The sequence below is a fragment of the Variovorax atrisoli genome (genome assembly GCF_014195185.1).
Classification (GTDB): domain Bacteria; phylum Pseudomonadota; class Gammaproteobacteria; order Burkholderiales; family Burkholderiaceae_C; genus Variovorax; species Variovorax atrisoli.
This window is the reverse complement of sequence record NZ_JACIBG010000006.1, coordinates 1-22,758: the sequence shown is the minus strand read 5'-3', so window position 1 is coordinate 22,758 and position 22,758 is coordinate 1. Positions and strand designations below refer to the sequence as shown.

Here is a 22,758-nt window from a genome sequence, read left to right as displayed (position 1 = left end):
AAACTCCTCTAGAACAGACGCACGCGCACCAGCAATTGCATGGCGAGCAACCCCAATACAAAACCTATGCCACCGTAGACGATGGTCTGCAGCAACCGGTTGGTGCGCTTCTGTTCGGCCAGCAGTTCGAGCAGCTCGCGGCGGTTGTCGACCGGGCGATTTTCCAGGAAATCGTGCAGCAATCGAGGCAACTGGGGCAGCAATTTGGCGTACCTGGGCGCCTCCGCCTTGAGCTGCTGCAGCAGCTTCTTGGGGCCGATCTGGTCGACCATCCACTTCTCGAGGAAGGGCTTGGCCGTGGCCCAGAGGTCGAGTTCAGGGTCGATGTTGCGGCCCAGGCCCTCGATGTTGAGCAGCGTCTTCTGCAGCAGCACCAGCTGCGGCTGGATCTCGACGTGGAAGCGCCGCGAGGTCTGGAAGAGGCGCATGAGCACCATGCCCAGCGAGATCTCCTTCAGCGGCCGGTCGAAGTACGGCTCGCACACGGTGCGGATCGCCGCCTCCAGCTCGTCGATGCGGGTGCCGACCGGCACCCAGCCACTCTCGAGGTGCAGCTCGGCCACGCGCTTGTAGTCGCGCCGGAAGAAGGCCACGAAGTTCTGCGCGAGGTATTCCTTGTCCGACTCGGTCAGCGTGCCGATGATCCCGAAGTCCAGCGAGATGTAGCGCCCGAAGGTCTCGGGCTCCAGGCTCACCTGGATGTTGCCGGGGTGCATGTCGGCGTGGAAGAAGCCGTCGCGGAACACCTGCGTGAAGAAGATCGTCACGCCGTCGCGCGCCAGCTTGGGAATGTCGACGCCGGCAGCGCGCAGGCGGTCCATCTGTGCGATGGGCACGCCCTTCATGCGCTCCATCACGATGACCTCGGGGTGGCAGAAGTCCCAGAACATCTCGGGGATCAGCACCAGGTCGAGCTCGGCCATGTTGCGGCGCAGCTGGGCCGCGTTGGCGGCCTCGCGCACCAGGTCGAGCTCGTCGTGCAGGTACTTGTCGAACTCGGCCACCACCTCGCGCGGCTTCAGCCGCTTGCCGTCGGCCGAGAGGTTCTCGAGCCAGCCGGCCATCATGGCCATCAGCGCCAGGTCTTTCTCGATGACGCCGCGCATGCTGGGGCGCAGCACCTTCACCGCGACCTCGCGCTCCTCGCCGTCGTTGGTGCGGATGGTCGCGAAGTGCACCTGCGCGATCGAGGCGCTGGCGATCGGCGTCTCGTCGAACTGCACGAACACGTCGCTCACCGGCCGGCGGAATGCCCGCTCGATGGTCGCGATGGCCACGGCCGAGGGAAACGGCGGCACGCGGTCCTGCAGGAAGGCCAGCTCGTCGGCGATGTCGGGCGGCAGCAGGTCGCGCCGCGTCGACAGCACCTGGCCGAACTTCACGAAGATGGGACCGAGGCTTTCGAGTGCCTCGCGCAGCCGCTGGCCGCGCGGCGCATTGAGGTTGCGCCCGAAGGAAAGAATGCGCGTGACCCCACGCACCCAGGGCTTCTGGAAGCTGGAGAGCACCAGCTCGTCGAGGCCGTAGCGCAGCGCGACCCAGACGATGAAAAGGCCGCGGTAGAAGCGCCTCATTCGGCGTTGCCCGCCGGGCCGACCGCCGAACCGCCGGCCTTGCCGGCGCCGCTACGGCTGCCGGCGAACTTGCGCAGCGCGTCCGCCACTCGCCGCACGGCATTGCCCAGCGTGTGCGCGGGCACGTCGCCGATCACGCGGGCGAGGTCGTCCTCGACGTCCCAGCGCACGTGGTCGACCAGCCAGTTGACCTCGGCCGCCAGCTGCACGTCGCCGATGATCTGCACGGCGGGCTTGTCGCCGCGCAGCGCGGCGCGTGCGATGTCGAAGGGGGATTCATCGGTGACGGTGAGCGTCAGCTCGGGCACCGAGCCGGCCGGGGCCAGGCCGAGCAGGCCGGCCGGGGTGGCCACCAATTCCATGGTCACGAAGCGCCACTGGAAGCGCACCACCCGCCCCTGCTGGCGCAGCAGCCGCTGCTGGGCCTCGGGCTCCTGCTGCAGCACGTGGTTGAGGAACAGGACCGCGCGGTTCTGTATCTCGTGCACCGCCCAGTCCGGGGGCTGCAGGCGCTCTCCGATGCTGTTGAAGAGGTCGCCTAGAAAAGAGAATGGGGACGATGGTGTGGCCATGTCCCCATTATCCCGTCACTGTAGCGCCCCGCGGCTCATGGACTGCATGCCCTTTTCCAGAAACACCGCAGAACCGGCTTTGCCCGTCTGCTGGTGCCGCCCCCAATCAGGGGGCGGGAGGGCCGGGAGAAGCGGCACGAAGTACGCGGAGCCCTGGGGTGAACTATTGCAGAGCCTGCACGCCTGCCACCAGCCAGCCGCTGTGGCCGCTGACGGGCTTGGTCATGTTCCACACTTCGCGGAACGGGCCCGGGCCGGCCGAGGCGTCTTCACGGATCATGCCGGAGAACTCCACGCTGGCCATGTAGGCGTCGGGCAGCTCCTCGATGCCGAGCAGCTTGGCGTCGAGCATCACCACTTCGGTCTTGTTGGAGGCACCGCCCGTGTGGCTGGCGCGGTCGGCCAGCTGCGCGCGGATCTCGTCGACCATGCCGTCGGTCATCATCGAACGCAGCGTCGACACGTCGGCGCGGTCCCATGCGTCCTGCAGCGTCACGAAGTTGCGCTTCGCCGCAGCGAGGAAGCCGTCGACGTCGAAGCCGGCAGGGATGCCCCACGACTGCGAACCGCCGAGCGCGGAGCCGATCATGCTGCTGCCTGCCGCTGCACCGGCCGCCGAGAGGCTGCTGCCGTGCGGCGTGGCGTCGAAGGCCGCGTTGTTGCGCTCCCAGGGACGCGCCGATGCATCGTTGCCGACGTTGGCGGGGCTGTACTGCACGGGAGAGCTCGCGTTGCTCGGGCTGGCACCCGCGCCCTGGAAGGCGAAGCCGCCCTGACGGTTGCCTGCGGGCTGCGAGCGCGACTTGATCATGCGCCACACCACCACACCGGCGAGCACCAGCAGGCCGATCAGCAGGATGTTGGCGAAGCCTGCGCCCAGGCCCAGCGAACTCGCGAGCCATGCGAGGCCGAGGCCGGCGGCCAGACCGCCCAGCATCGCACCCCAGGGACGCTTCGGCGCGGCGGCCGCAGCGGGTGCAGGTGTCGCGGGTTTCGCAGCTGCAGCATTGGTCGCGCTCTGCTGCGAAGGTGCCGATGGCGATGCGGACTCGCGCTGCGTCACGTTGGACGACTGGCGCCCCATCGACTTGCCGCCACCCATGCGTGCAGCCTCTGCCTGCACGCTGCCAAGGACCAGTGCGGCTGCCAGGAACAAAGAACCCAAACTCTTCATATCGTCGTCTCCTCTCGAGCGAAAGATCCGCTTTATCAACACTTGATTCCAACATGGAGGGCAGCGATGCCCCCAGTCATGTTGTGATAGTCCACATGTCCGAAACCGCCCTCTTTCATGAGGGTCTTGAGCTCCTCCTGCGAGGGGTGCATCCGGATGGATTCGGCGAGATAGCGATAGCTCGCATCGTCGCCAGCCACGAGCTTGCCGAGCCTCGGCAGCACGTTGAAGGAGTACCAGTCGTAGGCCTTCGCGAGCGGCTTCGCGACCTTCGAGAACTCGAGCACCAGCAGCTTGCCGCGCGGCTTGAGCACGCGGTTCATCTCCTTGAGCGCGACGTCCTTGTGCGTCATGTTGCGCAGGCCGAAGGCCACGGTGACCACGTCGAAGTGGTTGTCGGGGAAAGGCAGCTTCTCCGCGTCGCAGACCATGGTGGGCAGCACCACGCCGGCGTCGAGCAGGCGGTCGCGACCGGTGCGCAGCATGGCCTCGTTGATGTCGGTGTGCACCACCTGGCCGCTGGCGCCGACCTTCTTGGCGAAGGCCAGTGCGAGGTCGCCGGTGCCGCCTGCGATGTCGAGGACGCGCGAGCCTTCGCCCACGTTCGCGACCATGACGGTGTACGCCTTCCAGGCGCGGTGCAGGCCTGCCGACATCAGGTCGTTCATGATGTCGTAGCGCGATGCGACCGAATCGAAGACACCGCGAACGCGGCGGGCCTTCTCGCTTTCGTCGACCGTTTCGAAGCCGAAGTGTGTGGTACTCATGCGACCGATGTTAGGCCGGAAGCCTTCACATCAAGTCGACGACCCCGCGACCACGGCGGACATTTGTTGCTTTTTCAGCCCCGCCCTTTCTGGGCGTAGGGCTATCTTTTCAATAGCAGCGGCGGACTTTTGCGCCGTCCCGAAGGCCTCAATGGCTGCCGCAGGCGTGGCCGCCCTTCTCGATCATCGGCGCGTCGCGATCGACACCCGCCTCGACCAATCTGCGCTCATAGGCAGCCCACAGCTCGGCCTGCTTCTCGCCCAGTTCGTAGAGCAGGTCCCACGAGTAGATGCCCGTGTTGTGGCCGTCGCTGAAAGTCGGCTGTACCGCGTAGTTGCCCACTGCCTCGAGCTCGACGAGTTCGACATCGCGCTTGCCCGTCTGAAGCACTTCCTGCCCGGGGCCGTGGCCCTGCACTTCTGCCGACGGCGAATAGATGCGCATCAGCTCGAACGGAATGCGGAAGGTCGCGCCATCGGAGAAGCCGACCTCGAGCACGCGCGACTGCCCATGCACGGTGATCGACTGCGGCGTCGGTGCGCCGGGTTTCAAGCCTGCCATCAGAAGCTCCTGTTGCCCAATCGCTCGATCATCGCAGCCTCGATGGCCGGCAGGCGCGCGACGATGTCCGCCTCCAGCGCCGCATTGCGCTCGCGCTGCACGGGCGCCCACACCGAGCCCGGGAAGTGGCTGTCGCTCGGAAAGCGCGCGATCACGTGCCAGTGCAGGTGCGCGACCATGTTGCCAAGCGCGGCGAGGTTGACCTTCGCCGGCTTGAGGTGCTCGCGCAGGCACTGCTCCACCACCGTCACGGCTTCCATGCACAACGTGCGATCGGCCGCGTCGAGGTCGGAGAACTCCGGCGCGTGCTCGCGCCACACCACGCGATAGAAGGCCGGGAAGCCAGCCTCCTCGGCATGGATCACGCGAAGCTTCGCGCCCTCGAACACGAGGCGCCCGCCCGGACCCTCGCACAGCACGCAGCCCTGCACCTTCGCCGTCACACCAGCACCCGCTCGATGCCGCCGCGGTTGGCGGCTTCGACGTAGTCGGGCATCCAGTCTTCGCCGAGGATCTTGTTGGCCATCTCGACCACGATGTAGTCGGCTTCGAGCAGGCCGTTGTTCAGGTCGTTGCCGTAGCGCGAGAGGCCCTGCAGGCAGCTCGGGCAGCTGGTGAGGATCTTCACGTTCTCCTTCTCGCCGACCTTGCCGGCTTCGCGCAGTGCGGCTTCGCCCTTCTTCAGCTCCTGTTCCTTGCGGAATCGGATCTGCGTGGAGATGTCGGGCCGCGACACGCCCAGCGTGCCCGATTCGCCGCAGCAGCGGTCGTTCTTGAGCACGTTGTCGCCCACCAGCGCCTTCACCGTCTTCATCGGATCCTGCTGCTTCATCGGCGAGTGGCAGGGGTCGTGGTAGAGGTAGCCGCCGCCGGCCGCATCGGCGAGCGTGATGCCCTTCTCGAGCAGGTACTCGTGGATGTCGACGATCCGGCAGCCCGGGAAGATCTTGTCGAACTGGTAGCCCTGCAGCTGGTCGTAGCAGGTGCCGCAGCTCACCACCACCGTCTTGATGTCGAGGTAGTTGAGCGTGTTGGCCACGCGGTGGAAGAGCACGCGGTTGTCCGTGATCATCTTCTCGGCCTTGTCGAACTGCCCGCTGCCGCGCTGCGGATAGCCGCAGCACAGGTAGCCCGGCGGCAGCACGGTCTGCACGCCCGCATGCCAGAGCATCGCCTGCGTGGCCAGGCCCACCTGCGAGAACAGCCGCTCCGATCCGCAGCCCGGGAAGTAGAAGACCGCCTCGGTTTCGGAGGTGGTCGCCTTCGGGTTGCGGATGATCGGCACGTAGTCCGCATCCTCGATGTCGAGCAGCGCGCGCGCCGTCTTCTTCGGCAGGTTGCCCGGCATCTTCTTGTTGATGAAGTGGATCACCTGCTCCTTGACGGGCGCGGGCCCCAGCGAGGCCGGCGGCGCCGAGGTCTGCTTCTTCGCGAGGCCGCGCAGCAGGTCGTTGGCCAGGCGCTGCGCCTTGAAGCCCACGCCGACCATGCCCGCGCGCACCGCCTTGATGGTCTGCGGATTGGTCGCATTGAGGAAGAACATCGCGGCCGCATTGCCCGGGCGGAAGCTCTTCTGGCCCATCTTGCGCAGCAGGTTGCGCATGTTCATCGACACGTCGCCGAAGTCGATCTTCACCGGGCAGGGCGTGAGGCACTTGTGGCACACGGTGCAGTGGTCGGCCACGTCCTCGAACTCCTCCCAGTGCTTGATGCTCACGCCGCGCCGGGTCTGTTCTTCGTAGAGGAAGGCCTCCACCAGCAGCGAGGTCGCGAGGATCTTGTTGCGCGGGCTGTACAGCAGGTTGGCGCGCGGCACGTGCGTGGCGCACACCGGCTTGCACTTGCCGCAGCGCAGGCAGTCCTTCACGCTGTCGGCGATGGCGCCGATGTCGCTCTGCTGCATGATGAGCGACTCGTGCCCCATGAGGCCGAAGCTCGGCGTGTAGGCGTTGGTCAGGTCGGCATGCAGCGTCTGCGGCGTGCCGGCAGGTGCGCGCAGCAGCTTGCCCTTGTTGAAGCGGCCTTCGGGGTCGACCTTGGCCTTGTACTCGGTGAAGGGACGCAGCTCGTCGTCGCTCAGGAACTCGAGCTTGGTGATGCCGATGCCGTGCTCTCCCGAGATCACGCCGTCGAGGCTGCGCGCCAGCGCCATGATGCGCACCACCGCGGCATGCGCGGTCTGCAGCATGTCGTAGTTGTCGCTGTTGACGGGGATGTTGGTGTGCACGTTGCCGTCGCCCGCGTGCATGTGCAGCGCGACCCACACGCGGCCCTTGAGCACGCGCTTGTGGATGGCGGCGCACTCGGCCAGGATGGGCGCGAACTCGGCACCCGTGAAGATGGCCTGCAGCGGCTGGCGCAGCTGGGTCTTCCAGCTGGCGCGCAGCGAGTGGTCCTGCAGCTGCGGGAACAGCGTGTCGACATCCTTCAGCCAGCCGGCCCACAGCGCGCGCGTTTCCTGCACCAGCGCCACGGCCTGCGCGACGCGGTCTTCCAGCAGCTCGGCCGCGGGGATCTCGTGCGCATCGTCGGTCTTGCCCAGCGGCAGGTTGCCGCGCGTGAGGAAGGCCTCGAGCTCGTCGGTGAGGGCGAGCTTGTTCTGCAGCGACAGCTCGATGTTGATTCGCTCGATGCCGTCGCTGTACTCGGCCATGCGCGGCAGCGGGATCACCACGTCTTCATTGATCTTGAAGGCGTTGGTGTGGCGGCTGATGGCGGCCGTGCGCTTGCGGTCGAGCCAGAACTTCTTGCGCGCCTCGGGGCTGATGGCGATGAAGCCTTCGCCGCTGCGCGAGTTGGCGATGCGCACCACTTCCGAGGTGACGCGCGCCACTTCGTTCGCGTCGTCGCCCGCGATGTCGCCGAACAGCACCATCTTGGGCAGGCCGCCGTGCGTCTTCGACTTGGTGGCGTAGCCCACGGCCTTGAGGTAGCGGTCGTCCAGGTGTTCCAGGCCGGCGAGCAGAACGCCCGAGCGCTTCTGCTCGGCGAACATGAAGTCCTTGATCTCGACGATGCTGGGCACCGCGTCCTTGGCGTTGCCGAAGAACTCCAGGCACACGGTGCGCGTGTGCGCCGGCATGCGGTGCACCACCCAGCGGCAGCTGGTGATGAGACCGTCGCAGCCTTCCTTCTGGATGCCCGGCAGGCCCGAGAGGAACTTGTCGGTCACGTCCTTGCCCAGGCCTTCCTTGCGGAAGGTGCGGCCCGGGATTTCGAGGCGCTCGCTGCGCAGCTTCGTCCTGCCGTCGGCGGCGTAGTACTGCAGCTCGAACACGGCGCTGTCGACGTCGTGGATCTTGCCGAGGTTGTGGCCGATGCGCGTGACCTCGAGCCATTCGGCCTGCGGCGTGACCATGCGCCACGAGGCGAGGTTGTCGAGCGCCGTGCCCCACAGCACGGCCTTCTTGCCGCCCGCGTTCATGGCGACGTTGCCGCCCACGCACGAGGCCTCGGCGGAGGTCGGGTCGACCGCGAAGACGAAGCCCGCGCGCTCGGCCGCATCGGCCACGCGCTGGGTGACCACGCCGGCTTCGGTCCAGATGGTGGGCACCGGATCGGCCAGGCCGGGCAGCGAGACGTGCTCGACCTCGGTCATCGCCTCGAGCTTCTCGGTGTTGATGACGACGCTGTTCCAGGTCAGCGGAATGGCGCCTCCGGTGTAGCCGGTGCCGCCTCCGCGCGGGATGATGGTCAGGCCCAGCTCGATGCAGCCCTTCACCAGCAGCGCCATCTCGGCCTCGGTGTCGGGGCACAGCACGACGAAGGGGTACTCAACGCGCCAGTCGGTGGCGTCGGTGACGTGGGCCACGCGCGAGAGGCCGTCGAACTTGATGTTGTCCTTGGCGGTGAGGCGGCCCAGCACACGGGTGGCCTTGCGGCGCAGGGCGGCGACGTCGCGGAACTTGGTGTCGAAGGCGGCCACGGCCTCGCCCACGAGCGCGGTGAGCTCGCCCACGAGCTGGTCGCGCGGCAGGTCGCTGTCGGGGGTGCGGCGCTTCTGCACCTCGGCAAGGCGGTGCCTGAGGGCATCGACCAGCTGGCCGCGGCGGCGCGGGTTGTCCAGCAGGTCGTCGACGAGGTAGGGGTTGCGCTGGACCACCCAGATGTCGCCCAGCACCTCGTAGAGCATGCGCGCCGATCGGCCGGTGCGGCGCTCTGCGCGCAGGGTCTGAAGCAGGTCCCAGCCGCGTTCGCCCAGCAGGCGAATCACGATTTCTCGGTCGGAGAAGCTGGTGTAGTTGTAGGGGATCTCGCGCAGTCGTACCGGCTCTGCGGCCTGTGCCAATAGCGCGTTCAACGCGGTCGGAGCATTCATCGGGTGGGGCGCCTCGGCCGGGCGCTGCGCGCCCATAGCCGGGCTGTGGATTTTATTGCAGCGCCTGGGGTCTTGCCGCGTGGCGGTTGCTTCGGCCTTGTGGTAGGCGCCGGTTCCGGGGAGCCCCTCCCCGGGGATCTCCGGAAAAACTCAGAACAGCACGCGGCTGCGGATCGTGCCGCCGACCTTCGCCAGCTTCTCCAGCGCCAGGTCGGACGAGGCGGCGTCGATGTCCATCACCACGTAGCCGATCTTCTCGTTGGTCTGCAGGAACTGCGAGGAGATGTTGATGTGGTTGTCCGAGAAGATCTTGTTGATCTCAGACAGCACGCCCGGCACGTTGCGGTGCACGTGCAGCAGGCGGTGCTTGCCAGGGTGCGCCGGCAGCGCCACCTCGGGGAAGTTGACCGACGAGGTCGAGGTGCCGTTGTCGCTGTACTTGACCAGCTTTTCCGCCACTTCCAGGCCGATGTTGGCCTGCGCCTCCATGGTCGAGCCGCCGATGTGGGGCGTGAGGATCACGTTGTCCAGGCCGCGCAGGGGCGACTGGAACTCGTCCTTGTTGCTGCGCGGCTCCACCGGGAACACGTCGATGGCGGCGCCCAGCAGCTTGCGGGCCTTCAGGGCCTCGGCCAGCGGCTCGATCTCGACCACCGTGCCGCGCGAGGCATTGATGAGGATGGCGCCGGGCTTCATCGCCGCGATCTCGGCCGCGCCGATCATCCACTGGGTGGCCTGGGTCTCGGGCACGTGCAGCGTGACGATGTCGCTCTGGGCCAGCAGCTGGTGCAGGTCGCGCACCTGGCGCGCATTGCCCAGCGGAAGCTTGGTGACCACGTCGTAGAAGGCCACGTGCATGCCCAGCGCCTCGGCCAGCACCGACAGCTGCGCGCCGATCGAGCCGTAGCCCACGATGCCCAGCGTCTTGCCTCGGATCTCGTAGGCGTTGTCGGCCGACTTGAGCCAGCCGCCGCGGTGAGCCACCGCGCTCTTCTCGGGCACGCCGCGCAGCAGCAGGATGGCTTCGGCAAGCACCAGTTCGGCCACCGATCGGGTGTTGGAGTACGGTGCGTTGAACACCGCCACGCCATGCTCGCGGGCGGCTTCGAGGTCGACCTGGTTGGTGCCGATGCAGAAGCAGCCTGCCGCCACCAGCTTGTGCGCCGCAGCGAACACCTCGGCGGTGAGCTGGGTGCGCGAGCGGATGCCCAGGAAATGCACGTCGGCGATCTTTTCCTTCAGCTCGGCATCGGGCAGCGCACCGGGCAGCGACTCCACGTTGGTGTAGCCGGCGGCGCGCAGCACCTCCACGGCCGAGGGATGGATGCCTTCGAGCAAGAGGAACTTGATCCTGCTTTTGTCGAGGGAGGTTTTGCTGCTCATGGAGGTTCTCTTCGAAGCCCCGGCCACGGCGACAGGCTAGGCCGAAAAAAGGGAGGGCGATGCTAGCATGGTGCGGCGCAGCAAGAAGGGCAGCGACCCGTGCCGGGCCTGATGCGAACAGGGCCAAATCCGCGAGGGAAGGCAAGGAGCAGCCGAAGGCCCCAAAGGGGTTTCCCCGATTGGAAGAAACCCGCCCCCCGTGCGCCAATGTGACGCGGCTGTGTCATGCACATGCCCTAGCATCCGCGCTTTCCATTTTTCCCTTCAGGAGTCTTCATGCGATTCAAGACGCTCGCTCTGGCATCGGCGCTGGCCGCCACCACGCTTTTCAACGTGGCGCACGCCCAGATCGAGATCCAGTGGTGGCATTCCATGACTGCCGTCAACAACGAGTGGGTCAACGACCTGGCGAAGCAGTTCAACGAGAGCCAGAAGGAATACAAGGTCGTCCCGACGTTCAAGGGCACCTACGACGAATCGATGACGGCCTCCATCGCGGCCTTCCGCGCCGGCAACGCCCCGCACATCCTGCAGGTGTTCGAGGTGGGCACCGCCACCATGATGGCCAGCAAGGGCGCGATCGTCCCGGTGGGCCAGGTCATGAAGGACGCGGGCGAGAAATTCGACCCGGCCGCCTACATCCCTGCCGTGGCCGGCTACTACACCGCCCCCAACGGCCAGATGCTGAGCTTCCCGTTCAACAGCTCGACCACCATCTTCTATTTCAACAAGGACGCCTTCAAGGCCGCCGGCCTGCCCACCGACAAGGCGCCCGCCACCTGGCCCGAAGTGGTCGCCGCCGCCGCCAAGCTCAAGGCCAGCGGCCACAAGTGCCCGTTCACCACGGCATGGCAGAACTGGACGCAGGTCGAGAGCTTCTCGGCCTGGCACAACGTCGAGTTCGCGTCCAAGAACAACGGCCTGTCGGGCCTGGACGCGCGCCTGAAGGTCAATTCGCCGCTGCACCTGCGCCACATCGAGAACCTGGCGAGCATGGCCAAGCAGGGCCTCTTCGTCTACAAGGGCCGCGGCAACGTGCCCGAGGCTTCGTTCGTGTCGGGCGAGTGCGCCATGATCAACACCTCCTCGGGCTTCTACGGCAACGTGGCCAAGAACGCCAAGTTCGCCTACGGCCTGGCTCCCCTGCCCTACTACCCGGACGTGCCGGGCGCACCGCAGAACACCGTGATCGGCGGCGCCAGCCTGTGGGTCATGTCGGGCAAGAAGCCGGCCGAGTACAAGGGCGTGGCCAAGTTCTTCAGCTTCATCTCCACGCCTGAAGTGCAGTCCGCCAGCCACAAGCGCACGGGCTACCTGCCCGTGACCACGGCCTCGTACAAGCTCACCGAGGATTCCGGCTTCTACAAGCAGAACCCCGGCACCGACGTGGCCGTGACGCAGATGATCCGCAAGGTCACCGACAAGAGCCGCGGCATCCGCCTGGGCAACTACGTGCAGATCCGCGCCATCGAGGACGAAGAGCTCGAACAGGTCTGGAACGGCAAGAAGACCGCCAAGGAAGCCCTCGACGCCATCGTGACCCGAGGCAACGAGCAGCTCGAACGCTTCCAGAAGGCCAACAAGAGCTGACGCCCGGCCGCCGGACGGCGTCCGTGTCCGGCTAATATCGCCCGCCCCCGTCGGCTCTTGCGAAAGAGCGGGCGCGGCGGGATTTTTTACGTAGAGGGTTCATGGAAAAACGCGTTTTCTTTCGTTCGGGCTGGCTGCCGTGGCTGCTGCTCGCACCGCAGATGGCGGTGATATTCGTGTTTTTCTTCTGGCCGGCGGGGCAGGCCCTGCTGCAGTCGCTCCAGCAGCAGGACGCCTTCGGCACCTCGGTCGATTTCGTCGGCCTGCAGAACTTCAAGGACCTCTTCGAGGACCCGGCCTATGCCGAGTCGTTCAAGACCACCGCCATTTTCTCGGTGCTGGTGGCCAGCATCGGACTGACGCTGTCGCTGACGCTGGCGGTGTTCGCCGACCGCATCGTGCGCGGCGGCATGTTCTACAAGACCATGCTGATCCTGCCGTACGCCGTGGCGCCCGCGGTGGCCGCCGTGCTGTGGGTCTTCATGTTCTCCCCGTCGCTGGGCGTGGTCGCCTATGCGCTGGGCAAGATCGGCATCGACTGGAACCACCTGCTCAACTCGAAGCACGCCATGACGCTGATCGTGATGGCCGCCGTGTGGAAGCAGATCTCCTACAACTTCCTGTTCTTCCTGGCCGGGCTGCAGTCCATCCCGAAGTCGCTGATCGAGGCTGCCGCCATCGACGGCGCGCGCCCGTGGCGGCGCTTCTGGACGGTGCAGTTCCCGCTGCTGTCGCCCACCACCTTCTTCCTGCTGGTGATGAACGTGGTCTACGCGTTCTTCGACACCTTCGCCATCGTGCACGCCGCCACCGAGGGCGGCCCGGGCAAGGACACGGAGATCCTCGTCTACAAGGTCTACCACGACGGCTTCAAGGCCCTGGACCTGGGCGGCTCGGCCGCGCAGTCGGTGGTGCTGATGGTGATCGTGATCGCGCTGACCATCGTGCAATTCCGCTACGTCGAGAAGAAGGTGCAGTACTGACATGGTTGAAAGAAGAAGCACCCAGGGCATCCTGGCCCACGTGGTGATGATCCTGGGCGTCCTGATCGTCGCCTTCCCCATCTACCTCGCGTTCGTGGCGTCCACCCACACCGCACAGGAGATCGTGCAGCGGCCGATGCCGCTGCTGCCCGGCTCGCACATGCTCGAGAGCTACAAGGGCGCGCTCTTCGGCCGCGCGAGCAGTGCGGGCTCCAACGCCCCGGTCGCCCACATGATGTGGGTGAGCCTGGTGACGGCGCTGGTCATCGCGGTCGGCAAGATCGCGATCTCGCTGCTGTCGGCGTTCGCCATCGTGTACTTCCGCTTCCCGTTCAAGAAGATCTGCTTCTGGGCGATCTTCGTCACGCTGATGCTGCCGGTGGAGGTCCGCATCCTGCCCACCTACAAGGTGCTGTCGGACCTGAGCATGCTCAACAGCTACGCGGGCCTCACGGTGCCGCTGATCGCCTCGGCCACCGCCACCTTCCTGTTCCGGCAGTTCTTCCTGACGGTGCCCGAGGAGCTCACCGAGGCCTCGCGCATGGACGGCGCGAGCCCGATGCGCTTCTTCTTTGACGTGCTGCTGCCGCTGTCGAAGACCAGCATCGCCGCGCTCTTCGTGATCCAGTTCATCTACGGCTGGAACCAGTACCTCTGGCCGCTGCTGGCGGTGACCAACGAGGACATGTACCCGATCGTGGTCGGCATCAAGCGGCTGATCGCCGGCGGCGACGGCCAGAACGAATGGAACGTGGTGATGGCCACCGCGATCCTCGCGATGCTGCCGCCGGCGCTGGTGGTGGTTCTGATGCAGAAGTGGTTCGTCAAGGGCCTCGTGGACACTGAGAAATGACGCTCGCCCCCAGGCTGCACGCACTTCGTGTCGCTGCGCCAACCCCCTTCCGGGGGCAACACCTGCGGCCCGGCAGAGCCGGCTGCGCGGTGTTCCTGAAAAACATCGGAGAACTCGAATAGACATGGCTTCCCTCTCCCTACGCAACGTCATCAAGCGCTACGGCCACGGGCCCAAGGCCAACCAGGTCATCCACGGCGTGAGCGCCGAGATCGCCGACCACGAGTTCATCGTCATCGTCGGGCCCTCGGGCTGCGGCAAGTCGACGCTGCTGCGCATGGTGGCCGGCCTGGAGGAAGTCTCCGCCGGCGAGATCGCCATCGGCAACAGGGTGGTGAACAACCTGGAGCCCTCCGAGCGCGACATCGCCATGGTGTTCCAGAACTACGCGCTCTATCCGCACATGAGCGTGTACGCGAACATGGCCTACGGCCTGAAGATCGCGAAGGTGCCGCCTGCCGAGATCAAGGTGCGCGTCGACAAGGCCGCGAAGATCCTCGAGCTGGGCCACCTTCTGGAGCGCAAGCCGCGCGAGCTCTCGGGCGGCCAGCGCCAGCGCGTGGCCATGGGCCGCGCCATCGTGCGCCAGCCGCAGGTGTTCCTGTTCGACGAGCCGCTGTCGAACCTCGACGCCAAGCTGCGTGCCCAGACCCGTCTCGAGATCCAGAAGCTGCACCGCGAGCTCGGCATCACCTCGCTGTTCGTCACGCACGACCAGGTCGAGGCCATGACGCTGGCGCAGCGCATCATCGTGATGAACGGCGGCGTGATGGACCAGTTCGCCACGCCCGAGGAGGTGTACTCGCGCCCCGCCACCACCTTCGTCGCGAGCTTCATCGGCTCGCCGCCGATGAACCTGCTCAAGCACGCGCCGGGCGTGCGCCCGGGCCAGATCCTGGGCATCCGCCCCGAGCACCTGAAGCTCGACGAGAGCGGCTGGTCGGTGCAGGTCGAGCAGGTCGAGCTGCTGGGTGCCGAACGGCTGGTGTACGGCCGCATCGGCGACGAGCAGATCATCATGCGCACCGACGAGGCCGACCATCCGCCCGTGGCCGGCGACACGGTGAAGATCGCGGCGCGCGAAGACAAGCTGCACTGGTTCGACGCCGGCTCCGGCAAGCGCGCTGATTAATCTCGCCCCCAGGCTGCGCGCACTTCGTGTCGCCAACCCCCTGCCGGGGGCGGCACCGGCGGCCCGGCAAAGCCGGTTCCGCGGTGCTCCTCGAAGAAACTGGGGCTTCACTCAAAGAATGATCATGAATTCCTGGCCTTACCCACGCTGGGTCGCCCACCGCGGCGCCGGCAAGCTCGCGCCCGAGAACACGCTGGCCGCCTTCCGGCTCGGCGCCTCGCATGGCTACCGCATGTTCGAGTGCGACGCCAAGCTCAGCGCCGACGGCGTGGTGTTCCTGATGCACGACGCCGCGCTCGACCGCACCACCAGCGGCCGCGGCATCGGCGGCGCGCAGCCCTGGAGCGCGCTGGCGCAGCTCGATGCGGGCGGCTGGCACTCGCGGGCCTATGCGGGCGAGCCGCTGCCCACGCTGGAGAACCTGGCGCGCTTCTGCCTGGCCAACGGCCATCTGCTCAACATCGAGATCAAGCCCACGCCGGGCACCGAGCGTGAAACCGGCGAGGCGGTGGCGCGCGAAGCGGCCCGGCTGTGGCAGGGCGCGGCGGTGCCGCCGCTGCTCACATCCTTCCAGGTCGAGTCGCTCAAGGGCGCCCAGGCGGTGCAGCCCGAGCTGCCGCGCGGCCTGCTGCTCGACAAGCTCTGGGACGGCTGGCTCGATGCCGCCAGGCAGCTAGGCTGCGTCGCCATCGTCTGCAACCACGCGCTGTGGGACGCCACGGTGGTTTCGATGGTGCACGATGCCGGCATGCGCGCGCTGAGCTACACGGTGAACGACGACCGGACCGCGCAGCGGCTGCTCGAGCTGGGCACCGACGGCATCATCACCGACAGGGTCGATCTCTTTCCGCCAGCCGCCTGACGCGGAGTTCTTACCAGTCCTTACGAAATGGCGGCTTCTATGATGCAGCCATGAGTTGGACCCAACGCTTCGCGAGCTTCTGCCTCGCGGCCCTGTTCATCTGCGGTGGCGCCCAGGCGCAGCCGGACATCGGCAACGGAAACAACGGCAACAGTGCCGCCGCGGCTGCCGCAGCCCCCGCCCCCACGATCGCCGAGCTGCGCGCGCAGTTCACCAAGCTCAGCAACGCCGCCGAGACGGACGACGACGCGCGCAAGCTGCTCGCCCAGATCAACGACATCGGCGTGCAGGCCGACAAGTTCGTTGCAGCGCGCACCGGCGACCTGGCCGACCTGAACGCCAAGCTCGGCGAACTCGGCAATCCGCCCGCCGCCGGCGCCACCGAAGACCCCGACATCACCCGCCAGCGCGCCCGCCTCACGAAGGAGCGCAATGCGCTGGATGCCGACATCCGCCTCGCGCGGCTGCTGTCGGTCGACGTGCGGCAGCGCGGCACCGAGCTGGTGACGCAGCGCCGGGCACTGTTCGAGGCGCAGCTCACCGAGCGCGCGGCCTCGCCGCTGACGGGCGAGTTCTGGAGCAGCCTGCGCGAGGCGTGGCCCGACGACTTGGAGCGCCTGAAGGCGATGGCCTCGTCGGTGAACGATGGCCTGCTGGCCGCCACGCAGCCCGAGACCCGCCTGCCGGTGATCGCCGCGCTGGTCGGGGCGCTGCTGCTCACGGTGTTCGGCATCTGGGGTGCCGAGGCGCTGCTCACCTGGCTGGCCGCGCGCTACCTGCCTGCAGGGCGGCTGCGGCGCTCGCTGCTGGTGATCGGCATCGTCGCCAGCCATGTGCTGCTGGTGGCGGTGGCGGCGCACGGCTTCGTCGAGGTGCTGAAGGAGTTCGCCACCTGGGAGCCGCAGGCGCGCAAGGTGCTGCAGTCGGCGGCGCAGCTGCTGGTGTTCATGGCCTTCGTGATCGGGCTGGGCCGCGGGCTGCTGGCCACGCGCCGGCCCTCGTGGCGGCTGCCGCCCATCCCCGACGCCATGGCCACCCGGCTCGCACCGCTGCCCTGGCTGGTGGCGCTGGTGGCGGTGCTGGCGTGGACGCCGGCCGAGGTCAACGCGCTGATCGACGCCAGTTTCGCCGCGGTGGTGGCCACGCACGTGCTCACCGCGCTGGTGCTGACGGCGCTGGTCGCCTCGGTGCTCTACCTGGTGAAGCCGCTGCGCGCCGACGCCGCCGAGGCCGGCCTGCCCGAGCGGCCGATGTGGGTCGGCATGCTGGTGGCGCTGATCGGCGCGCTGATGATCGCGATCTGGGTGCTGGTGGCGGTGGGCTACGTGGCGCTCGCCAGCTTCCTCGCATCGCAGCTGGCCTGGAGCGGCATCGTCGCGGCGGCCTTCTACGTGCTCTTCAAGTTCGCGGACGACGTGTTCATGGCCACGGTGTCGTCGCGCGCCGGCTTCGGGCAGCGGCTGCAGAAGAGCTTCAACCTCGCACCGCAGACGCTGGACCAGGCGGCCACGGTGCTTTCGGCGATCAGCCGCGTGGCGCTCTTCTTCTACATGCTGGTGGCGCTGGCCGCGCCGCTGGGCACGGGGCCGGGCGAGGTTTTCCAGCGCAGCGGCAAGTTCGGCACCGGCGTGAAGGTGGGCGAGTTCCAGCTGGTGCCGGGTGCGATCTTCAGCGCGATCGCGGTGGCGGTGATCGGCTTCGTGGGGCTGCGGATCTTCAAGCGCTGGCTCGCGCGCAGCTACCTGCCCAACACGAAGTTCGAGCCGGGCATGCAGAGCTCCATCACCACGCTGCTGGGCTACGTGGGCGGCATCCTGGTGATCGCCTTCTCGCTGTCGGCGCTGGGCATCGGCATCGAGCGCATCGCGTGGGTGGCGAGCGCGCTGTCGGTGGGCATCGGCTTCGGCCTGCAGGCCATCGTGCAGAACTTCATCTCCGGGCTGATCCTGCTGGCCGAGCAGCCGGTGAAGGTGGGCGACTGGGTCGTGCTGGGCACGGCCGAGGGCGACGTGCGGCGCATCAACGTGCGCGCCACCGAGATCCAGCTGGGCGACCGCTCGACGCTGATCGTGCCGAACTCGGAGTTCATCACCAAGACCGTGCGCAACATGACGCTGGCCAACGCCGAGGGCCGCGTGCTGATCCGCCTGCCGATGCCGCTGACCACCGACGCGCAGCGCGTGCGCGAGCTGATCCTCGCGGCCTGCAAGGGGCACGAGGGCGTGCTGGAGACGCCGGCGCCCTCGCTCACGCTGGAGGGCATCGAGAACGGGCTCTTGATCTTCCAGGCGATCGCCTACGTGGCGAGCCCGCGGCTGGCGGGAGGCGTGCGAAGCGACCTGCTGTTCACCATCCTCGACGAACTGAAGAAGGCGTCGCTTCCGCTGGCGGTGCCGACGATGGTGATGACGGCGCCGCCGCCGGCGCCCGGCGTGGCGGGTTGAAGGCGTTCACTCCAGCGGCAGCGCGGTCGTGAACTTGACCTCGTTGAGACACACGCTGGAGCGCACCGCCGAGACGGCCGGCATGTGCATCAGGGTGTGCATCAGGAACTGCGAGAGCGACTCCAGGTCCTGGGCGACGACCTTGAGCACGTAGTCGAAGTCGCCGGTCACCGAGTAGCACTCCAGGATCTGCTTCATGTCGGCGATCAGGTCCTGGAACTTGGGCAGCTCATCGACATGGCCGCGGGCCATGGTCACGTGGATGAAGGCGGTCACGCCCAGGCCGATGTGGCGGGCATTCAGCCGCGCCGCGTAGCCATGGATCAGCCCCAGTTCCTCCAGCCGCCTGTGGCGCCGCAGGCACTGGGCAGGCGAGAGATTGGCCGCTTCCGCCAGCTCCAGGTTGGTGGCACGGCCGTGGGCCTGCAGGTGCTCGAGAATTCTCCGGTCGATCCGGTCGAGGGCGATGTCATGCAATTTCTTCTCCCAATGCACCAAGTCGATGCAATTTTATGGCGCAAAGCGGGGTAAGCCCGAGGCTTTCATGCACCTTAATTGTGCAAAGTACGATCTAGACTCCCTGGCGCCCGGATCGCACGACGCGATGTCCAGCCGCTGAACCCCCTGCCGCCGGCACCTGCCTGCGGCTTCAGACGCATCCCAATCCCCACCCGGAGACCCTTTCCCGTGAAAAACGCTTTGCTTCGCACCCCCTTCAGCGCAGTGGCCCTGGCCCTCGGCATGCTGGCCGCAGCGCCTTCGTTCGCGGCCGACACCAAGTCGGTGGCCGTGACCGCCATCGTCGAGCACCCCGCGCTGGATGCGGTGCGCGACGGCGTGAAGGCCGAGCTGAAGGCTTCGGGCTACGAGGAAGGCAAGAACCTCAAGTTCACCTACCAGAGCGCGCAGGGCAACGTGGGCACCGCAGCACAGATCGCCCGCAAGTACGTGGGCGACCAGCCCGACGCGATCGTCGCCATCGCCACGCCGTCGGCGCAGGCCATGGTGGCGGCCACCAAGAGCATTCCGGTGGTGTATTCGGCGGTCACCGACCCGGTCGCGGCCAAGCTGGTGAAGAGCTGGGAGCCCACGGGCACGAACGTGACGGGCGTGTCCGACCTCTCGCCGCTGGAAAAGCACATCGCCCTCATCAAGCAGGTGGTGCCCGCCGCCAAGCGCATCGGCGTGATCTACAGCCCCGGTGAAGCCAACTCGGTGGCCATCGTCGACTCGCTCAAGAAGGCGGCCTCGGCAGCCGGCATGACGGTGGTGGAAGCCGCCGCGGCCCGCACGGTGGACGTCCCGACCGCCGCGCAGAGCCTGGTCGGCAAGGCCGACGTGATCTACACGCCCACCGACAACAACGTGGTCTCGGCCTTCGAGGGCATCGTGAAGGTGGCGCAGCAGGCCAAGCTGCCGGTGGTGGCTGCCGACACCGCCACCGTCGAGCGTGGCGCCGTGGCCGCGCTGGGCCTGAATTACACCGACATCGGCCGCCAGACCGGCAAGGTCGTGGTGCGCATCCTCAAGGGCGAGAAGCCCGGCGCCATCGCGTCGCAGACCAGCGCCAACTTCGAGCTGGTGGTGAACCCGGGCGCGGCCAAGCTGCAGGGCGTGACGCTGTCCGACGAGCTGCTGAAGACCGCCAAGGTCGTGAGCACGAAGTAAGAAGCCGAACCCGTCTTCCTCTTTCCCATGTCGCTCATCGCTTCGCTGGGCGCCATCGAGATCGGCCTGATATTCGGGCTGGTCGCGCTGGGCGTCTTCCTGTCGTTCCGCATCATCAACTTCCCCGACCTCACGGTGGACGGCAGCTTCCCGCTGGGCGCTGCCGTGGCCGCGACGCTGATCGTGGCGGGCTGGAATCCGGTCGCCGCCACCGCGGTGGCCTGCGTAGCCGGCGCCGCCTCGGGCTGGGTCACGGCCTGGCTCAACGTCAAGCTCAAGATCATGCAGCTGCTCGCGAGCATCCTGGTGATGATCGCGCTGTACTCCATCAACCTGCGCGTGATGGGCAAGCCCAACGTGGCGCTCATCACCGAACCCACGGTGTTCAGCATGGCCAGCTTCGGCGGCATGCCCGAGCAGTGGGCCAAGCCGCTTCTGCTGCTCCTGATCGTGGTCGTCGCGAAGATCGTGGTCGACATGTTCTTCGCTTCCGAGGCCGGCCTCGCGATGCGCGCCACCGGCGGCAACGCGCGCATGGCGCGGGCGCAGGGCATTTCCACCGACTTCCACACCATGGCCGGCCTGGCGCTGTCGAACGCGCTGGTGGCACTGGCCGGCGCGCTGTTCGCGCAGAGCCAGGGCACGGCCGACATCTCGATGGGCGTGGGCACGATCGTGATCGGCCTGGCCGCGGTGATCATCGGCGAGACGCTGATTCCGGCGCGCAGCATGGTCATCACCACGCTGGCCTGCGTGCTGGGTGCACTGCTCTACCGCTTCTTCATCGCGATGGCGTTGAACACCGACTTCATGGGACTGCAGGCGCAGGACCTGAACCTGGTGACCGCCGTGCTGGTGGCCTTCGCGCTGCTGGTGCCCGCCTACAAGCGCAGGCTGGGTGGCCTGTTCAAGGGGAAGAACTGATGCTGCGTGCCCAACAACTCGAGATGACCTTCAACCCGGGCACGCCGATCGAGAACCGCGTGCTGCGCGGCCTGAGCCTGGAGATTCCGACGGGCCAGTTCGTCACCGTGATCGGCTCGAACGGCGCGGGCAAGTCGACCTTCCTCAATGCGGTGAGCGGCGACCTGATCGTCGACAAGGGCCGCATCGAGATCGACGGCAAGGACGTGACGCGCATGAACGCCTGGCAGCGCTCGGGCATGGTGGCGCGCGTGTTCCAGGACCCGATGGCCGGCACCTGCGAGGCGCTGACCATCGAGGAGAACATGGCGCTGGCCTGGAAGCGCGGCGAGCGCCGGGCCTTCGGCTTCGCGCTCAACCGCAACCTGCGCGAGATGTTCCGCGAGAAGCTGTCGATCCTGAAGCTGGGGCTGGAGAACCGCCTGGCCGACCGCATCGGCCTGCTCTCGGGCGGGCAGCGGCAGGCGGTGAGCCTGCTGATGGCATCGCTCAGGCCCTCGCGCATCCTGCTGCTCGACGAGCACACGGCCGCGCTCGATCCCAAGACCGCCGCCTTCGTGCTGGAGCTGACCGCGAAGATCGTGGAGGCCGGCCAGCTCACCGCGATGATGGTCACGCACAGCATGCGCCAGGCGCTGGACTACGGCTCGCGCACGGTGATGCTGCACGAGGGCCAGGTGATCCTCGACGTAGCCGGGCCGCAGCGCTCGGGGCTCGATGTGCCCGACCTGCTGCGCATGTTCGAGCAGACCCGCGGCGAGAAGCTCGACGACGACAAGCTGCTGCTGGCCTGATGGCGACGCCTTTCGTGCGCGGCATGCGCGCCGCCGACCTCGACGCGGTGCTGGCGATCCAGCTCGCCTGCTACGGCGCGGGCTTCGTGGAAGACGGCGCGCTCATCGCGAGGCGGCTCGCTGCCGCGCCCCATACCGGGTGGGTGGTGGAACACGAAGGCGGCGTGCGGGCCTACCTGGCGGGCTATCCGTCGGTGGTCGGCAAGCTGACGCCGCTGCACGGCGAGTTCGAGGTGGCACAGCAGCCCGATTCGCTCTATCTGCACGACCTTGCGGTGCACCCGGGCGCCTCGGGCCTCCGGCTGGGGCCGCTGCTGGTGCGCCATGCCTGGGCTCATGCGCTGCAGGCCGGCTGGCGGCAGTCGACGCTGGTGTCGGTGCAATCCTCGGTGGGATTCTGGGAGCGTCAGGGCTATGCGGCCGCGCTGCCCGACGGCCCGCAACAGCAGGCCCGGCTGGCCACCTACCCGGGCGAGTCGGTCTACATGATCCGCCGGCTCGGCTGAGCGGGCGGCGGCCCCTTCAGCGGCGCCAGCCGCGCATCGCCAGCCACTGGACCGTGCCGCAGACCACGACGAGCGCGGCATAGGTCGCCATCGCCCCGTCGCGCCCGAACACGGCCAGCCCGGCCGCCAGCACCGCCACGCCGGCCGCGAAGGTCAGCGCCCACTGCACCCACCAGCGCGGGGCGCCGTCGCGCCGGCCGCCGAGGAAACGCCCGACAAAGGCCAGCACCAGCGCCATGAAGGCGGCAGGGGCGACGAAGTTGAGAAGGTGGTCGAGAAGGGCCGGCAGGTCCATCGGGAGGGGTGGCGCGGGGGCAGGAACATTCGGCTGGGGTTATGGCTGTCATAGGGAAAGCCATTTGTCCCTCGTCAAGCCCCGCAAGGCTGCTGATTTTATAATCATGGGCATGTCAGTCTGGGCCCTCGGGTTGAACCACACGACCGCGCCGCTCGATCTGCGCGGTCGTTTCGCGTTCGCGCTCGACCAGATCGCCCCCACGCTGCAGAGCCTGCGCAGTTCCTTCGCCTCCGGCCGCCATCCCCAGGTCGAGGCCGCGATCATCTCCACCTGCAACCGCACCGAGATCTACTGCGCCTCGGAACACGCCGCGCTCGACCACACCTTCGGCTGGCTGGCCCAGAGCGGCGGCGT

At 67.4% G+C, this 22,758-nt stretch carries 20 protein-coding genes and 1 pseudogene; 11 read left to right on the top strand and 10 right to left on the bottom strand.

From position 1 onward, the window contains the following. Nucleotides 1-8: 8 nt before the first annotated feature. From ubiB to serA, 8 genes are all read right to left on the bottom strand, one after another. On the bottom strand, nt 9-1,574 hold the full coding sequence (ubiB, locus tag FHY06_RS20585) for a ubiquinone biosynthesis regulatory protein kinase UbiB (protein ID WP_019656576.1): 1,566 nt from the start codon (nt 1,572-1,574) through the stop codon (nt 9-11). Beyond that, nucleotides 1,571-2,146: a ubiquinone biosynthesis accessory factor UbiJ gene (locus FHY06_RS20580; RefSeq protein ID WP_019656575.1), complete on the bottom strand. Its 576-nt coding sequence runs from the start codon at nt 2,144-2,146 to the stop codon at nt 1,571-1,573. Before FHY06_RS20580 ends, ubiB begins: the two co-directional genes overlap by 4 nt. 163 nt (nt 2,147-2,309) lie before the next feature. Then, the gene (locus FHY06_RS20575) at nt 2,310-3,320 is read right to left on the bottom strand and encodes a Tim44 domain-containing protein (RefSeq protein ID WP_019656574.1); all 1,011 of its coding nucleotides are present in this window, start codon (nt 3,318-3,320) and stop codon (nt 2,310-2,312) included. 35 nt (nt 3,321-3,355) lie between these two features. After that, nucleotides 3,356-4,087: a bifunctional demethylmenaquinone methyltransferase/2-methoxy-6-polyprenyl-1,4-benzoquinol methylase UbiE gene (gene ubiE, locus FHY06_RS20570; RefSeq protein ID WP_019656573.1), complete on the bottom strand. Its 732-nt coding sequence runs from the start codon at nt 4,085-4,087 to the stop codon at nt 3,356-3,358. A 148-nt stretch (nt 4,088-4,235) separates the two neighbouring features. Next, on the bottom strand, nt 4,236-4,649 hold the full coding sequence (locus tag FHY06_RS20565; RefSeq protein ID WP_019656572.1) for a gamma-butyrobetaine hydroxylase family protein: 414 nt from the start codon (nt 4,647-4,649) through the stop codon (nt 4,236-4,238). Then, nucleotides 4,649-5,092, bottom strand: a complete 444-nt coding sequence (locus FHY06_RS20560; protein WP_184606196.1) for an HIT family protein — start codon at nt 5,090-5,092, stop codon at nt 4,649-4,651. Before FHY06_RS20560 ends, FHY06_RS20565 begins: the two co-directional genes overlap by 1 nt. Beyond that, on the bottom strand, nt 5,089-8,967 hold the full coding sequence (locus tag FHY06_RS20555) for a DUF3683 domain-containing protein (RefSeq protein WP_026346579.1): 3,879 nt from the start codon (nt 8,965-8,967) through the stop codon (nt 5,089-5,091). Before FHY06_RS20555 ends, FHY06_RS20560 begins: the two co-directional genes overlap by 4 nt. Before the next feature lie 150 nt (nt 8,968-9,117). Then, the gene (serA, locus tag FHY06_RS20550) at nt 9,118-10,350 is read right to left on the bottom strand and encodes a phosphoglycerate dehydrogenase (RefSeq protein ID WP_019656569.1); all 1,233 of its coding nucleotides are present in this window, start codon (nt 10,348-10,350) and stop codon (nt 9,118-9,120) included. 276 nt (nt 10,351-10,626) lie between these two features. On the opposite strand from serA, the gene ugpB reads away from it, so the two are divergent. From ugpB to FHY06_RS20520, 6 genes are all read left to right on the top strand, one after another. Beyond that, nucleotides 10,627-11,940 (top strand): sn-glycerol-3-phosphate ABC transporter substrate-binding protein UgpB, encoded by a 1,314-nt coding sequence (gene ugpB, locus FHY06_RS20545; protein WP_019656568.1) that lies wholly within the window; start codon nt 10,627-10,629, stop codon nt 11,938-11,940. A gap of 101 nt (nt 11,941-12,041) precedes the next feature. Beyond that, a complete protein-coding gene (gene ugpA / locus FHY06_RS20540; protein WP_019656567.1) occupies nt 12,042-12,923 on the top strand; it encodes a sn-glycerol-3-phosphate ABC transporter permease UgpA in 882 nt (293 codons plus the stop codon). A gap of 1 nt (nt 12,924) precedes the next feature. Next, complete coding sequence (gene ugpE, locus FHY06_RS20535; RefSeq protein ID WP_019656566.1) at nt 12,925-13,776, top strand: sn-glycerol-3-phosphate ABC transporter permease UgpE; 852 nt, start codon at nt 12,925-12,927, stop codon at nt 13,774-13,776. A gap of 124 nt (nt 13,777-13,900) precedes the next feature. Continuing rightward, the gene (ugpC, locus tag FHY06_RS20530) at nt 13,901-14,908 is read left to right on the top strand and encodes a sn-glycerol-3-phosphate ABC transporter ATP-binding protein UgpC (protein WP_126183059.1); all 1,008 of its coding nucleotides are present in this window, start codon (nt 13,901-13,903) and stop codon (nt 14,906-14,908) included. Nucleotides 14,909-15,026: 118 nt separating this feature from the next. Then, nucleotides 15,027-15,770, top strand: coding sequence for a glycerophosphodiester phosphodiesterase (gene ugpQ, locus FHY06_RS20525; protein WP_184606195.1), 744 nt, complete (start codon nt 15,027-15,029; stop codon nt 15,768-15,770). Nucleotides 15,771-15,820: 50 nt separating this feature from the next. Further along, nucleotides 15,821-18,214 carry a DUF3772 domain-containing protein gene (locus FHY06_RS20520; protein WP_184606194.1) on the top strand — a complete coding sequence of 798 codons (2,394 nt, stop codon included), beginning with the start codon at nt 15,821-15,823 and terminating at the stop codon, nt 18,212-18,214. Between the two features lie 6 nt (nt 18,215-18,220). On the opposite strand, the gene FHY06_RS20515 is transcribed toward FHY06_RS20520, so the two are convergent. After that, nucleotides 18,221-18,691: an Lrp/AsnC family transcriptional regulator gene (locus FHY06_RS20515; RefSeq protein ID WP_126183056.1), complete on the bottom strand. Its 471-nt coding sequence runs from the start codon at nt 18,689-18,691 to the stop codon at nt 18,221-18,223. Nucleotides 18,692-18,955: 264 nt separating this feature from the next. Here FHY06_RS20515 and FHY06_RS20510 point away from each other — a divergent pair, with 264 nt between their 5' ends. Genes FHY06_RS20510 through FHY06_RS20495 form a run of 4 tightly spaced genes read left to right on the top strand, consistent with a single transcriptional unit; the run spans nt 18,956 to nt 22,106 of the window. Further along, on the top strand, nt 18,956-19,882 hold the full coding sequence (locus tag FHY06_RS20510) for an ABC transporter substrate-binding protein (RefSeq protein ID WP_126183433.1): 927 nt from the start codon (nt 18,956-18,958) through the stop codon (nt 19,880-19,882). A 27-nt stretch (nt 19,883-19,909) separates the two neighbouring features. Beyond that, nucleotides 19,910-20,806 carry an ABC transporter permease gene (locus FHY06_RS20505; RefSeq protein ID WP_019656560.1) on the top strand — a complete coding sequence of 299 codons (897 nt, stop codon included), beginning with the start codon at nt 19,910-19,912 and terminating at the stop codon, nt 20,804-20,806. Beyond that, a complete protein-coding gene (locus FHY06_RS20500) occupies nt 20,806-21,600 on the top strand; it encodes an ABC transporter ATP-binding protein (RefSeq protein ID WP_126024692.1) in 795 nt (264 codons plus the stop codon). The genes FHY06_RS20505 and FHY06_RS20500 overlap by 1 nt, the downstream gene beginning before the upstream one ends. After that, the gene (locus FHY06_RS20495) at nt 21,600-22,106 is read left to right on the top strand and encodes a GNAT family N-acetyltransferase (protein ID WP_019656558.1); all 507 of its coding nucleotides are present in this window, start codon (nt 21,600-21,602) and stop codon (nt 22,104-22,106) included. The genes FHY06_RS20500 and FHY06_RS20495 overlap by 1 nt, the downstream gene beginning before the upstream one ends. A 16-nt stretch (nt 22,107-22,122) precedes the next feature. Here the strand turns inward: FHY06_RS20495 and FHY06_RS20490 are convergent, their stop codons facing one another. Next, nucleotides 22,123-22,401 (bottom strand): hypothetical protein, encoded by a 279-nt coding sequence (locus FHY06_RS20490; protein ID WP_019656557.1) that lies wholly within the window; start codon nt 22,399-22,401, stop codon nt 22,123-22,125. Nucleotides 22,402-22,513: 112 nt separating this feature from the next. Here FHY06_RS20490 and FHY06_RS20485 point away from each other — a divergent pair. Further along, nucleotides 22,514-22,758 (top strand): annotated as a pseudogene (locus FHY06_RS20485) (glutamyl-tRNA reductase); the annotation flags it as partial.